Source organism: Streptomyces sp. PA03-3a (assembly GCF_033792735.1).
In the GTDB taxonomy this organism is placed as follows: Bacteria; Actinomycetota; Actinomycetes; order Streptomycetales; family Streptomycetaceae; genus Actinacidiphila.
Map to the genome: position 1 here is coordinate 1 of NZ_JARAVM010000039.1, position 13,591 is coordinate 13,591.

At 69.4% G+C, this 13,591-nt stretch carries 12 protein-coding genes and 1 tRNA gene; 7 read left to right on the plus strand and 6 right to left on the minus strand.

The genetic code is table 11. From position 1 onward, the window contains the following. Positions 1–349: 349 nt before the first annotated feature. On the plus strand, positions 350–1,204 hold the full coding sequence (locus PV342_RS33870; protein ID WP_400806082.1) for a phosphotransferase family protein: 855 nt from the start codon (positions 350–352) through the stop codon (positions 1,202–1,204). A gap of 321 nt (positions 1,205–1,525) precedes the next feature. Here the strand turns inward: PV342_RS33870 and PV342_RS33875 are convergent, their stop codons facing one another. The 3 genes from PV342_RS33875 to PV342_RS33885 all read right to left on the minus strand — a co-directional run bounded on the left by PV342_RS33875 (position 1,526) and on the right by PV342_RS33885 (position 3,993). Next, positions 1,526–1,930 carry an ASCH domain-containing protein gene (locus PV342_RS33875; RefSeq protein ID WP_386995665.1) on the minus strand — a complete coding sequence of 135 codons (405 nt, stop codon included), beginning with the start codon at positions 1,928–1,930 and terminating at the stop codon, positions 1,526–1,528. Positions 1,931–2,101: 171 nt separating this feature from the next. Next, the gene (locus PV342_RS33880) at positions 2,102–2,776 is read right to left on the minus strand and encodes a hypothetical protein (RefSeq protein WP_400806081.1); all 675 of its coding nucleotides are present in this window, start codon (positions 2,774–2,776) and stop codon (positions 2,102–2,104) included. 365 nt (positions 2,777–3,141) lie between these two features. After that, on the minus strand, positions 3,142–3,993 hold the full coding sequence (locus PV342_RS33885; protein WP_386995775.1) for a D-alanyl-D-alanine carboxypeptidase family protein: 852 nt from the start codon (positions 3,991–3,993) through the stop codon (positions 3,142–3,144). A 132-nt stretch (positions 3,994–4,125) separates the two neighbouring features. Between PV342_RS33885 and PV342_RS33890 the strand changes: the two genes are divergently transcribed. Next, the gene (locus tag PV342_RS33890) at positions 4,126–4,686 is read left to right on the plus strand and encodes a helix-turn-helix transcriptional regulator (protein ID WP_400806078.1); all 561 of its coding nucleotides are present in this window, start codon (positions 4,126–4,128) and stop codon (positions 4,684–4,686) included. Positions 4,687–4,692: 6 nt separating this feature from the next. Here the strand turns inward: PV342_RS33890 and PV342_RS33895 are convergent, their stop codons facing one another. Next, complete coding sequence (locus PV342_RS33895; RefSeq protein ID WP_500320020.1) at positions 4,693–5,085, minus strand: SMI1/KNR4 family protein; 393 nt, start codon at positions 5,083–5,085, stop codon at positions 4,693–4,695. Between the two features lie 574 nt (positions 5,086–5,659). On the opposite strand from PV342_RS33895, the gene PV342_RS33900 reads away from it, so the two are divergent. Further along, positions 5,660–6,721 carry a glutathione S-transferase family protein gene (locus PV342_RS33900; RefSeq protein WP_400806076.1) on the plus strand — a complete coding sequence of 354 codons (1,062 nt, stop codon included), beginning with the start codon at positions 5,660–5,662 and terminating at the stop codon, positions 6,719–6,721. Beyond that, positions 6,718–6,882, plus strand: a complete 165-nt coding sequence (locus tag PV342_RS33905) for a hypothetical protein (protein WP_400806172.1) — start codon at positions 6,718–6,720, stop codon at positions 6,880–6,882. Before PV342_RS33900 ends, PV342_RS33905 begins: the two co-directional genes overlap by 4 nt. Positions 6,883–7,096: 214 nt before the next feature. Here the strand turns inward: PV342_RS33905 and PV342_RS33910 are convergent, their stop codons facing one another. Together PV342_RS33910 and PV342_RS33915 are read right to left on the minus strand one after the other, a co-directional pair. Continuing rightward, positions 7,097–9,187: a glycosyltransferase family 4 protein gene (locus PV342_RS33910; RefSeq protein WP_400806072.1), complete on the minus strand. Its 2,091-nt coding sequence runs from the start codon at positions 9,185–9,187 to the stop codon at positions 7,097–7,099. A gap of 264 nt (positions 9,188–9,451) precedes the next feature. After that, the gene (locus PV342_RS33915; RefSeq protein WP_400806069.1) at positions 9,452–10,318 is read right to left on the minus strand and encodes a helix-turn-helix transcriptional regulator; all 867 of its coding nucleotides are present in this window, start codon (positions 10,316–10,318) and stop codon (positions 9,452–9,454) included. Positions 10,319–10,915: 597 nt separating this feature from the next. Between PV342_RS33915 and PV342_RS33920 the strand changes: the two genes are divergently transcribed. The 3 genes from PV342_RS33920 (at position 10,916) to PV342_RS33930 (ending at position 13,303) form a co-directional block, all read left to right on the plus strand. Beyond that, positions 10,916–11,386 carry a VOC family protein gene (locus PV342_RS33920; RefSeq protein WP_386995680.1) on the plus strand — a complete coding sequence of 157 codons (471 nt, stop codon included), beginning with the start codon at positions 10,916–10,918 and terminating at the stop codon, positions 11,384–11,386. Between the two features lie 234 nt (positions 11,387–11,620). Beyond that, positions 11,621–13,060 carry a dihydrolipoyl dehydrogenase family protein gene (locus tag PV342_RS33925; RefSeq protein WP_400806065.1) on the plus strand — a complete coding sequence of 480 codons (1,440 nt, stop codon included), beginning with the start codon at positions 11,621–11,623 and terminating at the stop codon, positions 13,058–13,060. A gap of 168 nt (positions 13,061–13,228) precedes the next feature. Further along, positions 13,229–13,303, plus strand: a tRNA-Met gene (locus PV342_RS33930). Positions 13,304–13,591 lie beyond the last annotated feature (288 nt).

Genomic DNA, 13,591 nt, shown 5'->3' on the forward strand with positions numbered 1-13,591 from the left:
GAACCCATCACACCAACTCCCGCCCGGCAGAGGGGAAGGAACATCTGCCGGACACCACCATCCCAACCAAATAACCCAGGATTAAGCAACGACACGCTACTAGCGTGCCGTGAGCTGTCGCCCTTGTACCGATCGGCCGGCAGCCGCCGGCTGTCCGGCCCGTGTCCGAGATGTTCGCGCATGAACCCGCTGTGCCGGATGAGTGCCGCTGACACCGGCTGCCAGGCTCGGGCGTCCAGTCGCCACAGCCCTGCTGGTCTGTGCTGGCTCTGCTCTAGGGTTGCGCCTGTGCTGACGACCGCCTCCCCTTCGCCCGCGACCACGCCCTCGGACGCCCGGAGGCTGAAGCGTGAACCACGAGGTGCCGGCAGACTTGCTGGAGATCGTTGACGCACTCCTGCCGGGCGCCCCGCTGGATCGGGCGCTTCTGGCTGCCGATGGCAACGTCCATCACGTGGTGCTTCTCCCCGGAGTCGCGGCCGTGCGGATCAGCAAGCGTGCGTCCGCGGCCGAGGCGCTGCCGCGCCGGACGGACTTGCTGCGTGCGATCGGGGCGGCCGGACTGCCGTTCGCCGTACCCGAACCGCTCACACCGGTCACTGTCTTTGACGGACGCGCCGCCGTCGCCGTGTCCTGGCTTGACGGCACCGCACTACCCGAGGGCGAGGGAGATCCGGAACAGATCGGCGAACTGCTACGGGCCCTGCGAGAGGTGCCTCTCACTCCGCTGCTCCGCCGAGCCATGGCCGCCTCCCAGGCGCAGACTCCGACACGAGGCTGGGCCGTCGTCCTGGCCGAGGATGTCATCCCCCGACTGCCTCCACGGTGGCGCGCTGAAGGACGACGCCGCCTGGACGACGCGGTCGCGCTGGAACCGGTCCCGGATGCGCTCGTCCACGGCGACCTCGCCGGCTCCAACGTCCATTGGGGCCCGGACGGCAAGCTGGTCGGCGTGCTGGACTGGGACCTCGCGCTGCCCTTCGACCCCGCCGTCGACGCCGCCTGCATGGCCTGGCACGGTGGGGACACGATCCGCGCCGCCGTCGACGACGAGACCTACCGGCGAGCACGGGTCTGGAACCAGACCTTCGGCATCGAACACCTCATCGCCGTCCTACCTGGAAATACCCTGTCCAACGTGGACAGTTACGTCGACCACATCGTGCCCTGCCTCGAACACAACACCCGTTGGACGAGAAGTTGATCCCCGTAAGAACCGTGCGCCCGCAACACGGTGCCGGTCAGCGTCCCCGGCCCGCGTGCGTTGTGCAGCCGGATCTCGCAGGTGGAACCCGCGCCCCGGGCATCGGCGAGCGGCCGGCCGTCACCTCCGGACATGGTCACCTGGGCGACTTCCTCCCAGGGGATCGCTGGGTCCTTTCCGTTGCGGAGGCACGTCTCCCGCCCGGATGCGACGGATGGGAGGGGGTTCCGAGAAGACCGGCTGATTCAGCGGCCACACATAGGCCCGGCCGGGGCCTCCCGTGTGGGGAGACGGGCCCGGCCTCGTCGGTGCACGACGCCTTCATGCGCCGTCGACGCCACCGCTTTCGTCTTCCGCGGCATCACTGTGCCCGGCGGCGGTCGCCAGCTGCATCTCGATGGCGAGGGCGCCGAGCGCCTCCTTCTCCTCCGGGTAGATGCTGCGGATGCTGCCCAGTTGCTCAGCGCGCGTGGCCGTCGGATCGATGTTCGCCGCGCCCTCGGCGTCGAGCAGGGCTTCGAAGTCCTCGTAGGCGGTCACCCGCCTCACGGACACCTCGCACGTCTCGTCGGTGCCCTTGACGCGGAACCGGATCACGTCCCCGGCGGCCAGGTCGGCGAGGTGCGCGTAGCGCACGCGCACCTCGATCGACTTACGGCCGGCGGCGACCAGTTCGAAATAGCGGCGGTAGAGGTGGAGTTCCCGGACGCGGGCGGCGGTGCTCATGGGCGGACACACTCCTGGCGGCTGGTGCGGTCATCGTGCGGCCGAGCTCGCCGGCCGGGTGTCGATGTACCGGACGAGGGTCGGCGCGTCCTGAGGGGTCGTCGGCCTGGAAGGCGGTGCGAGGCGGCAAGGCGAAACCCTCCAGAACGACTCGACTCGCCTGATTCGGCGTCAACCATGATAAAGAACGCGGACGACCAGCGCCTCGGGCGGCAGTTGTTCGAGGTAGGTGTTGAAGTGACGGCGGCCCTCGAGCGTGCCCGCGTAGGTCCATTCGCCGTCGAGGGTCAGGAGGGCATGAGTCGACAGGACGTCCATCGCCTGGCGTTCCACGAAGGCCTCAAGATCGTCACCAACATAGTCGACGGGGCAACTGCTCACTCGATCCCGCAACTCCGGGCGCTCGCGGTGGAGCGCCTTGATCACCGATTGGCTGTCGTGATCCTCGTGCACACGCTGCCCGCGGAGGGCCTGGGGGGCGGCTTGGTGCTTCTCCCAGAAGTAGTTCAGCGGCCGCGCGGGCGGGTAGTGGGAGGCGAACTCGTGCCACTCTCGGAAGGTGCGCGCTGCCTCGGCGGCCACCGGGTCGCGCGCGGCGCCGAGATCCAGCAGTCCGCGAGGGCCGCCGTCACATGTACCCGGAGGAAAGACCCGCGGCGTGCCGGAGATGGTCAGGGCGCCCCTGATGATGCGGGGGTCGTCCTCGTAGCCTGCACGGACGGGCAGTTCGCAGCCTCTGCCGTCGATCTGCCAGTAGTCCCACTCACCCATCCATTCGGGATCGTCGGGTACATCCTCGCGGTTGTAGTCGTACGGAGCCATGGCGGCGCTGATCGCGTCCTGCACGTCGCCCGGATCGCAGGGGGGCAGACAGACCGTCACTCGTTCTCTCGCCATGGTTTTCCCTGCCCCCAACTGATCGTTCCGGAATGACGTGCTGAGCCGTCGAAGGCAGGCGACGCCACAGGCGAGTCGCCGACGCATGGCCTCCTGCCGGGGCCCGAACCGCCCGCAGGCAAGATCAGCCACGACGTTCCGGCGTCTCGTTCGCGTGCCTGCCTGCCTGCCTGCCCGCAGGATGTCATCGTTCGGGAGGGCCGCGCGCACCGCGTCCACCATCCGCCCGGGGTGAGGTGTCCGATGCCGAACGGCAAGAGGGCCTGCCCGCGACCTCTCGGTCACGGGCAGACCCTTCGTTCCAGCGGGCGCGCCTACTTCTTGAACGCGTAGTTCATCATCTTCGTCGCGTCCGTCGCACGGCTGGTCGCCGAGGAGGAGGCGAGAACGGTGCCGATGACCGTCTTGCCGTTACGGGTCGCGGCGAAGACCAGGCAGTACTTGGCAACCGAGCCGGAACCGGTCTTGACGCCGATGGTCCCGGAGTAGCTCTTCAGCAGCGTGTTGGTGTTGGTCCACGACATGTAGCGGTAGCCACCGCTCTTCGTGGTCACCTTCTGCTTCGTCGACTTGGTCTTCACGACGGCGCGGAAGGTGGAGTACTTCATCGCGCTGCTGGCGAGCTTGGTCAGGTCGCGGGGCGTCGAGTAGTTCGCCCCGTTCCCGATGCCGTCGAACGAGTCGAAGTGGGTGTTCTTCAGACCCAGGCTCTTGGCCGTCGAGTTCATCTTGCCGATGAACGACTTGACCCGTGCGGCCCGCGTGGAGCCGGTGCCGAACTTGTCGGCGAGGGCGTAGGCCGCGTCGCAGCCGGACGGGAGCATCAACCCGTACAGCAGCTGACGGACGGTCACCTTGTCGCCGACGATCAGGCGCGCCGAGGAGGCGCCCTTGGAGACGATGTAGTCGCTGTAGGCCTTCTGGATCGTCACCTTGGCGTCAAGGTTCAGATGCGGCTGGGCGAGCACGACCCGGGCGGTCATGATCTTGGTGGTGGAACCGGTGGAACGACGGGTGTCGGCAGCCTTCGAGAAGAGGGCCTTGCCGGTCCCGTTGTTCATCACGAATCCGCCCTTGGCGGTGATCGTGGGCACCGCCAACGTGGCCGCCTGGGCCGGAGCGGTGAGCGCTCCAGCGGACAGCACGGCTCCCGCGGTGATGGTCACCGTGGCCAAGCGAGATGTAATTTTTATGCCGTTTTTCAAAGCTTGTACCCCAAATGCTCCTACGGGTTGACGGCAAAACGAGGCCGCCAGCCCATAGGACTCCCGAGCGGATCAAATGGATGCACGATCAGCGTGAGAAAAGTTGCGCCACAGCTCAGGGCAAGGACGTCCGGATGCGGCGGAGCGACGCGCCCCCGCGACCCGCTACCGCCCAGGCCGTGGACCACCGCCGCCCTCGCACGAGTAGCCGGAGTCTCGCGCGCCACTCTCGACCGCCGCTTCGCGGCTGCGACCGACGAGTCACCAGGCGCCTACCCCACCCGCTGGCGCATGGACCTCGCCGCCCGCCGCCTATGTGACACCCAAAACAGCCTCGGCACGATCGCCGCCGCGGTCGGCCACTCCTCCGGCTACGCCCTCAGCCAGGCCTTCCACCGCGCACGCTCGCAGCCGCCCGGCCAGTTCAACTGCAACCGCTCGTACCGAAGGGAACCCGACCCCGACCGGTGCAGCCGTCGCCCCTGTCTGACCACCGCGCCCAGGCACGCGCCGTCCCCAGCCGCGGGCCACGGAGCGTCAGTCGCCCGCCTTGACGTCCTTCATGCACCGAAGCTCTCGGGACAGGGGCGGATCTCCAGCGCCTCATGCGGACGGCCCCTCCAGCCCCACCAGAGGTGCCGATCGCCGCACTGAGACGCCCTATCGCTGTTCCGCCACCTCCCAATCCAGATCGCCGACGTCGTCCACGCCGGCGACGCACGGCTGTACGGTGCCGCCGAGGGAAGCATGCCGGAGGAGGGCCGGCGACCCTGAATGGACGGCGGCTTCGACGTCTTGGAGCATCGCAGTGACCGAGCTCCACAGTTCCACTCCGAGGACCCAGGCCTCGTGGTCCCACAGGAAGACCGCGCCGTACGAATCACCGGGCCGCAAGTCGACGATGAGGCCGTCACCGCCAGGGCTCATCGCGATCGGCAGGAACGAGGGCAGAAAGCGCGTTTCCGGTTCGCCGTTCCCGACCACGGAACTCCCTTCTTGCTCCGCGCCGAGCAACCAGATCTCCCGCGTCTCCAGAGCTTCTTCCAAGCCCATCGGAGCAAACGCATCGGGGATTCAGTCGTCGGCGCTGACCCGGTGCAGGGTCCACCACGCCACCAGGTCGGCGGGAAAACTCGGCCGCACGCTGTCGGCTCTCGTCCGCAGCCGCTCTGACAGGGGCCTTCCGGAGACGACCCTCGAACCAAGTACCGATACGGTCCCAGGCCTGGTGCAGGTCGTGATCAATCGAGGTCATGGCCCGAGGTATTGCGATGTGCCCGGCAGCCGGCGGAGTCCGCCCATACGCCACTGCCCCGGTTGGCCACTGCCCCGCTCGCCGCCGGTTTCAAGCGGTGAGCGCCCTCGCGCACAGGCTCTGCGTACCAGCACGGCTCACCGCCGGCGTCCGGCATCGACTGTCGGGTCAGCCCAGCCCTCTCCTCCCCACAGCCCACACCCATGGTAACGTGCCTGCGCAAGCATGTTCAATGAAGGGCGATCGCGACGGCGCAGTCAGCCCCGGCCTCCGGGGACGAACCAGGTCGGAATGGCCGCAGAGCACTTCGCCCGCCCAAGCGATCGACCATCGAGCATCGCGGGCCAAGAGGACTCCTTGGGAGGAAGCACCATGACGCGGGCCACCACGACAGGAACAGACCCCGAAGGCGACGGCGACACGCCGGCGAGGGCCAACGCGGAGTTCGGCCGGCGACGCTTCAAGCGCTCCCCCAGGCACTTCGATGACCGCATCACGGCGGACGGCGGGAACGGCTGGCCCGTCGAGAAGGGTCGCTACCGCCTCGTCGTGAGCCGTGCCTGCCCCTGGGCGAGCCGCGTGCTGATCTCCCGGCGGCTGCTCGGACTGGAGGGCGCGATCTCCCTCGGCATCACCGACCCGATCCAGGACGACCGCAGTTGGCGCTTCACCCTCGACGAGTCGGGCCGCGACCCGGTACTCGGCATCCGCTACCTCTCAGAGGCATACGACGCACGCGAGACGGGCTACCCGGGCGGTGTGAGCGTGCCCGCGATCGTCGACGTTCCCACGGGGGAGCTGGTGACCAACGATTTCCACCAGCTGACCCTCGACCTCGCCACCGAATGGGGCGCCCTGCACCGGGAAGGCGCCCCCGACCTCTACCCCGAGGCGCTGCGGGACGAGATGGACGGAGTGATGGACGACATCTACCAGGACGTCAACAACGGGGTGTACCGGGCCGGATTCGCCACCACCCAGCACGATTACGAAGAGGCCTGCGGAGCCGTCTTCGGCCGACTGGCCGTCATCACCGAGCGACTGACCGGCCGCCGGTATCTGATGGGCGACACCATCACCGAGGCCGACATCAGGCTCTTCACCACATTGGTTCGGTTCGACGCCGTCTACCACGGTCACTTCAAATGCAATCTGTACAAGCTCGTCGAGAACCCGGTGCTCTGGGGCTACGCGCGCGATCTCTACCAGACACCGGGCTTCGGCGACACCGTCGACTTCGACCACATCAAGCGGCACTACTACCAGGTGCTCACCGGGGTGAACCCGAGCGGGATCACCCCTCTCGGACCCGACCTCGCGGCCTGGCTGACACCACACCGCAGGGAGGAGCTGGGCGGCCGACCGTTCGGCGACGGCACGCCTCCCGGTCCCGCTCCCGCGGCCGAGGAGGTGCCCGCCACGGGCCGCCCTTGAGTGCCGCGCCCCCTGCCTTGCCGGTCGTCTTCTACGGCGACCAGCACCACGTGGCCTTCTACGCGGGCAATGGCATGGCCCTGCACGCGCCGCGCACCGGCACGGTCGTGTGCTACGAGTCGATCGACAACATGCCGTTCCAGTTCGACGTCCGCATCTGACGCGGGACCGCCGGACCGGTTGACCGCGGACGCCTGCCACCCGCGCAGGCGTCCGGCACGTCTCCCCCGGTGCGGTCACCGTGCGCCGCGCGCACGCCGACGGCCGGGGCCCGTGCACCTGCTGCTGCGGCACGTTCGCGCTCACGGATGCCCGGGCCGCGCGCGAACGCGCGGCCCGGGGACGCCTCCAGGGCAAGATCGTGCTTACGGTCGCTCAGACGTCCGTGTCCCCGGCGGCGTCCCTGACGCTCAGCGCCAGGTGGTTGCTGATCGTGAAGAACGGCTTGATCCGGGTGGCGCCGCGCTCCGCGTGGTCGAGCAGGACCGGCGGGAAGGCGTCGGTCTTCTTGCGTTCGACGAGATCGCCCATGATCCGTCCCACAGGCACGGTCCGGTCGCCCAGCTGGAGCCGCAGATCCCACAAGTCGTGTTCGGCGCCGCGCCGTTCCAGGGCCTCGCGGTACGGCAGGACGAACTCGAAGCGGTCGTCGCCCAGCACGCGAACCGGTACCTCGAAGTCGTGGGCGGTGTCTTCCCGGGGGACGGCGCGGACGGTGGCGTCCGCGAGCCGGGCATCACCGAGCAGCCGGACCGCGACGGTGGCCTCGTTCTCACCGATGACGACCGACTCCACCTCGCCGTGCGCCGGGCGCAGCCAGGTCCGGACGGCGAGGAAGCCGTCGCTGGTGGCGTACGGGATCCACGAGGAGACGCCGTCGGTGCCGACCACCGGCGCGAGGGGGATCAGCCGGGCCTGTTCGACGAGTTCGGCGGTGACGCGGTGCCGCTCCTTGGTTCCGCGGACGCGCACATAGCAGTCCCACCGGCCCTCGGGCAGCTGGTGGGCGGCACGCTCGACGAGTGCGGTCGCGTGCTGCTCGCCCGTGGCGGCGAACTCCAGCGGTACCCGGATCTGCCGGCGCTCGGGGTCTCGGCGCAGGCGGGCGACGAAGTCGACGGGCTTGGTGCGGGGGATGGTGTCGAGGTCGATCCGGACCACGAACCCGCCGTCCGGCGTCGCGGCCGCGTGGCCACGGGGGACGGGGGGCCGCTCGGCGTCAACCGGCTGCGGCTTGTCCTTCCTGCCCGAGGAAGGGACGAGGGCCCGCAGCGAGGTGCGCAGCCGGGTGGCCAGCGAGCTTCGGCTGCGGCGCTCCCGCTGGAGGCGTTCGAAGAGTTCCTCGTAGCGTGCGGCGATCACGGCCGGGGCGTAGGTCGCGGCCTTCGCCTGTGCCGCGGTGCCCATACGCCGGCGCAGGTCGGAGTCCGCGATGAGGCGGAGCAGGGCCTGGGAGTACGCGTCGGGACCGCCGTCCAGCGGCACCAGCAGCCCGTCCTGGCCATGGGTGATGATCTCCCCCGGGCCGTGCGGGCAGTCCGTCGCGACGACCGGGACTCCGCAGTGCATCGCCTCGACGATGGTCATACCGAAGGACTCGCTGTCCGAGGAGACGGCCGCGATGGCACCCTTGCTCCACTCGGTCTCGATCGGGGAGACGGGACCCATGAGGAAGATGCGGTTGTAGAGACCGAGTGCGTCGATCTGCTCACGCAGCGCGGCCCGCATCGGGCCGCGCCCGTATATTCGCAGAGTCCACTCCGGCCGCTCGGCCGCCACCTTCGCGAAGGCGTCTATCAGCCGGTCGTAGCGCTTGACCGCCACCAGCCGGCCCGCGGCGATGATCGTCTTGCTGTCCAGGGCGGACATCTCGACGGCAGGTGCCGGCACGCCGTTGGGGACGCAGACGACGCGGTCGGCGAAGCCCGGGAGGGCCGCGCGGTAGTCGGCGGCGTCGGCTTCGGAGACGGTCACGAAGGCGTCGAGGCCGACCACCGCGGCGTTCTGGTCGTCACGCAGCTGATCGCTGTGGGAGTGGAGGGTCAGATGTTCCTGTCCCACCCTCACGTAGTGGCTCTGCCCGAAGCGGGACAGGTACCCGTTGAGGATCGGACGGGTGGCGACCACCACGTCCGCGTCGGTGCGCGCCAGGTAGTCGGCTATCCGCTGGTCGTGCAGCCCGGTGAAGCGGAGCCGCCCGAAGTCCACCCCCGACTCCGGGAACATGCTGTTCGGCTGCTGCGTGAGCTCGTGCTCGCCCTCGTACGTCGGACTGTCCGGCCGCATGTCGATGAGCGACTCGAGCCTGACCCGCGGGTCGAGGGCGAGCGGCGGTTCGTCCAGGACCCGGTGGACGCTGACGACCTCCACCTCGTGTCGCTCGGCGAGGCCAGCGGAGAGGTTCGCGGTCGAGCGGATGGTGCCGCCGATACCGTACGCGTTGTTGATCAGAAACGAGACCTTCATCGATCCACCCTTGTCGCTGCCCCGCACCCAAACAGTCCGTGAACGCCACGCCATGAAGGCATGGCCAGTCGGGAACTGTCAAAGAGTAGATCATCGCTCCGGGAAGGCGCCCATCATCGCATTGCGGAACGCCTCCGTTACCGCTCCGTGCCGTCGATACAGGCACGGGCACAGTGGCCGCGCCTGAGCAGCGTCACGTCGCGGGGAGAGCGCGGAGCAGTTCCTTGGAGGCCCGAGTGGCGCAGCCGATCCGGCGGGCCCGTGCTAGGTGTCCGTGTCGTCGATCCGGCGGGCGAGAGCGCGCAGGGCCTCGGAAGAACGTGAGCCCGGTTCGGCCGTGCTCACGAACAACCACTGGTCCGGATCACCCGGAAATACGAGGGTCTCATAGTTCAGGGTGAATTCGCCGACAATGGGGTGCCGGTAGTGCCTCGTACCGTGGGAGAACGCCTCCACATCGTGCGCGGCCCACCATCGGCGAAAGTCCGCGTCCGCCTCGGACAGTCCGTCGATCAGCTCGGTCAGTTGCGGATCGTTGGGACGCCGGCCCGCATACAGGTGCAAACCTGTGACCACCATGCGGGCCGCCATTTCCCACTCGACGAACAGTTCACGCGCCACAGGGTCGAGAAACATGAATCGCGCCAAATTGCGCTCACAGATCGGCATGGTCTCGAAGTCAGCGAATATCGCGCGAGCCATCGCATTCAGGGCGAGGACGTCCATACGGCCGTCGAGGATCATCGCAGGAGTGTCCCGGAGCACCTCAAGCAGCGCGTAGGCGCCCGGACGCACCCGGCGGGGATGAGCGGACCGGCTGACCGTGACGACGGACTGCGGCCTGGCCAGGGCGAACAGATGCGCACGTTCGACGTCGTCGAGCAGCAGAGCCCGGGCCACGGCCTCCAGCACCGCTTCGGAGGCATTGGCCACCCGTCCGCGCTCCAGGCGGATGTAGTAGTCCGCACTCAGTCCGGCCGAGAGGGCGACCTCCTCGCGGCGAAGTCCCGGGACGCGGCGACCCGCTCCTGGGGTGACTCCGGCCTGCTCGGGAGTCACCCGGGCGCGCCGCGAACGCAGAAAGTCGCTCAGCTCCTTGTTGTCACCCGAAGCGGACGACACCTTGGCCATATGTTGAGGTTAGCCCTCGATGCGCCATTCCAGCAAGACGGCCGACGGAAAGGGCCAGGCCCGGAAACAGCCGAACAGAGCCATACTGTTTTCCGCCAGAGAGGCGGCTGGCCTCGACGGGCGGACGCCTTTTCAAAATCCTGGCGTATTGAATCCACCGTCACGCCGGCCGCGCCTTTTCGGAGATTCCCGGGATATTCGCAGCGCTCGAGACGATACCGAGTCGCCGCCATGACGGCAGACACGGTCCGGCGATCGGCGCCGCCAGCCGCCCGCGCCGGCCACCGCCGCCCCACCCTCGGGCGACGGCAAGGCCCAGGTGCCGAACGCCCGCGCTGTGGCGCGAGCCGAACCGGCCACAGGGCGCCGCATGCGCCCCGCCGCCCAGGCACCGCCCGGGGCCGGCGCCGGCGAGGTCACCCGGGTTCTCGCGAGGCTTCCCGCCACCCATTCCTCAGCAATGAGGCCGGGGGGGCCTGCCAGTACCTGGACTGGTGGGCCACGTCCGAAGCAGGCCTGCTGCACCGATCCGGAGCGCTCTCTCGGCTGGTTCTCTGGCATTGCACGCCGGAATCGCCAAGAAGAAGGAAATCTCCCATGGACCTGAAGCTCGAAATGATCGTGCTGCCCGTTTCCGACACCGACCGGGCCAAGGCCTTTTACGAGAAGGCCGGATTTCGCCTGGACGTCGACTACACGGCCGACGAGGCATTCCGAGCGGTGCACCTCACGCCGCCCGGCTCCGAGTGCTCGATCATCTTCGGCGAGGGGATGACGTCCATCACGCCCGGCTCGTTCCAGGGCCTGTATCTCATCGTCTCCGACATCCAGGAAGCCCATGCGGATCTCACCGCACGCGGCATCGAGGTCAGCGAGATCTTCCACGACGCCGGCCTCTTCTTCCATGGCCACGGCGGCGGTGACGTCACCCACCGCAATCCGGGCCAGGAGCGGCTGCCCGGCCCGCACCCCGAGCGCTCCTCCTACGGCTCCTTCCTCACCTTCAGCGACCCGGACGGCAACGGCTGGGTGCTCCAGGAGGTCTCGCAGCGCCTCCCCGGCCGCTGACAACGCCGCCGGCCACCGTCCAAGGCCCGCACCGGCCCACCGGGCCATGCGACGCCGCTCTCCGCCGCCCGGGCCGGCCATCCGCGACCGCACACCCCGTGCGGCGCGCGGCGGCCCGGGCGCCGTCCGGCGGCGGGGTGACGGCGGACACGGCAGCCGACGGGCCGCTGCCGCAGCAGTGCCCGACCGAGTCACGGAAGCAATGACGAACGAAACAGTGAGGACCACAGCGTGATGAACGAGACCACCCGTACCTACGACGTGATCGTCATCGGCGGAGGGCCGGTCGGCGAGAACGTGGCCGAACGCGCCCGCGCCGCAGGGCTCAGCACCGTGATCGTGGAGCGCGAGCTCCTCGGCGGCGAGTGCTCGTTCTGGGCCTGCGACCCGAGCAAGGCACTGCTGCGGCCGGTGGTGGCACGCGCCGACGCGAGCCGCATACCCGGGCTCGACCCGGCGGTCGCCGGCCCGCTGGACGTCGAGGCAGTCCTCGCGCACCGCGACAAGATGTCCTCGTACTGGAAGGACGAGGACCAGGTCGACTGGCTGAACTCGGTCTCCGTCGATCTCCTACGGGGTCACGGCCGCCTCACGGGCCCCAAGCAGGTGGCCGTGCGGACCCCGGAGGGCGACACCGTCGCCCTGACGGCCCGGCACGCCGTCGCCGTCTCGACCGGCACCCGCGCCGCCCTGCCCCCCATCCCCGGACTCGACACCGTCCGCCCCTGGACCAGCCGCGAGGCCACCAGCGCCGACAAGGTGCCCGGCCGCCTCGCCGTCGTCGGAGGCGGTGTGGTCGCCGTCGAGATGGCCACGGTCTGGCAGGCCCTCGGCTCCCAGGTCACCATGCTCGTCCTCGACCACGGACTCCTCGAGCGGATGGAGCCGTTCGCCGGCGAACTGGTCACCGACGGACTGCGCGAAGCAGGCGTCGACATCCGCTTCGACACCACCGTCACCTCCCTGACCCGCGAAGGCGGCGAAGACGGCGAGGTACGGATGGCGCTCTCCGACGGAGGCGAGCTGGTCGCGGACGAGATCCTGCTGGCGACCGGCCGCGCCCCGCAGACACACGACGTCGGCCTGGAGAGCGTCGGTCTCACCCCCGGCGACTGGCTGACCGTCGATGACACCTTCCGTGTCACCGGCGTCGAAGGAGGCTGGCTCTACGCGGTCGGCGACGTCAACCGCCGCGCCCTGATGACACATCAGGGCAAGTACCAGGCCCGCATCGCCGGCGCCGTCATCGGCGCCCGCGCCAAGGGAAGGCCCGTCGACGACGCGCCCTGGGGCGCGCATGTCGCCACCGCCGACCACGCGGCCGTCCCCCAGGTCGTCTTCACCACCCCCGAGGTCGCCTCCGTCGGCATGACCAGCCGCGAGGCCGAGCGGAGCGGGCGCCGCATCGAGGTCGTCGACTACGACCTCGCCCACGTCGCCGGCGCCCACCAGTACGGCGAGGACTACCGCGGCAGGGCCCGCATGCTCGTCGACACCGACCGCAACACCGTGGTGGGTGTGACCTTCGCCGGACCCGGCGTCGGGGAACTGGTGCACTCGGCCACCATCGCGGTCACCGGCGAGGTGCCCCTCGACCGGCTCTGGCACGCGGTCCCCGCCTTCCCCACCCTCGGCGAGGTCTGGCTGCGGCTGCTGGAGACCTACCGCGGCTGAGCTCGCCCCGGCCGGCATACGGGCCGTCCTGGCCTGGACTCTGCCAGGTGACTCGGTCGTCTGCAGGTGAGGTGAGAAGCGCTCCCCTGTCCCAGTGGCCGGTACCGGCACGCCTCCGCGATAAATCCCTGCACGGTCGGCCCGAGGAACGTAAGCTGACTGCACCGACGCGGGGTGGAGCAGCTCGGTAGCTCGCTGGGCTCATAACCCAGAGGTCGCGTGGTTCAAATCCCGCCCCCGCTACAAATAGCCGGCCCCTGCCCGACTTCCCGTCGGGCAGGGGCCGGTGCGGTGCGTGGCCGCTTGGGCCGGCCGAAGCTCCGGGCGCGGGGGACTTCGTCCCGTGTGCCCCGGGGCTCACGGAGCCCGCCAGGGCCGAGCCCAGGCGTCGATGAGGAGACGTACCGGCAGGAGGGCGCCGTCGGTAGCGGCTCCCCGCGGCCGCCGGCTGGTGCAGTACGGCCGCGCGCCCATCGTGCAACTGTGCGATGTCGACTCCGGTGAGCTCCAACGGCCAAGCCGGCGCGGGGC

What these genes read in the sequence shown, in the direction of transcription:
- PV342_RS33875 (WP_386995665.1), bottom strand. Translation starts at nt 1,930, where the DNA reads ATGAGCACCGCCGCCCGCGTCCGGGAACTCCACCTCTACCGCCGCTAT.
- PV342_RS33895 (WP_500320020.1), bottom strand. Translation starts at nt 5,085, where the DNA reads ATGGGCTTGGAAGAAGCTCTGGAGACGCGGGAGATCTGGTTGCTCGGC.
- PV342_RS33900 (WP_400806076.1), top strand. Translation starts at nt 5,660, where the DNA reads ATGACGCGGGCCACCACGACAGGAACAGACCCCGAAGGCGACGGCGAC.
- PV342_RS33910 (WP_400806072.1), bottom strand. Translation starts at nt 9,187, where the DNA reads ATGAAGGTCTCGTTTCTGATCAACAACGCGTACGGTATCGGCGGCACC.
- PV342_RS33915 (WP_400806069.1), bottom strand. Translation starts at nt 10,318, where the DNA reads ATGGCCAAGGTGTCGTCCGCTTCGGGTGACAACAAGGAGCTGAGCGAC.
- PV342_RS33920 (WP_386995680.1), top strand. Translation starts at nt 10,916, where the DNA reads ATGGACCTGAAGCTCGAAATGATCGTGCTGCCCGTTTCCGACACCGAC.
- PV342_RS33925 (WP_400806065.1), top strand. Translation starts at nt 11,621, where the DNA reads ATGAACGAGACCACCCGTACCTACGACGTGATCGTCATCGGCGGAGGG.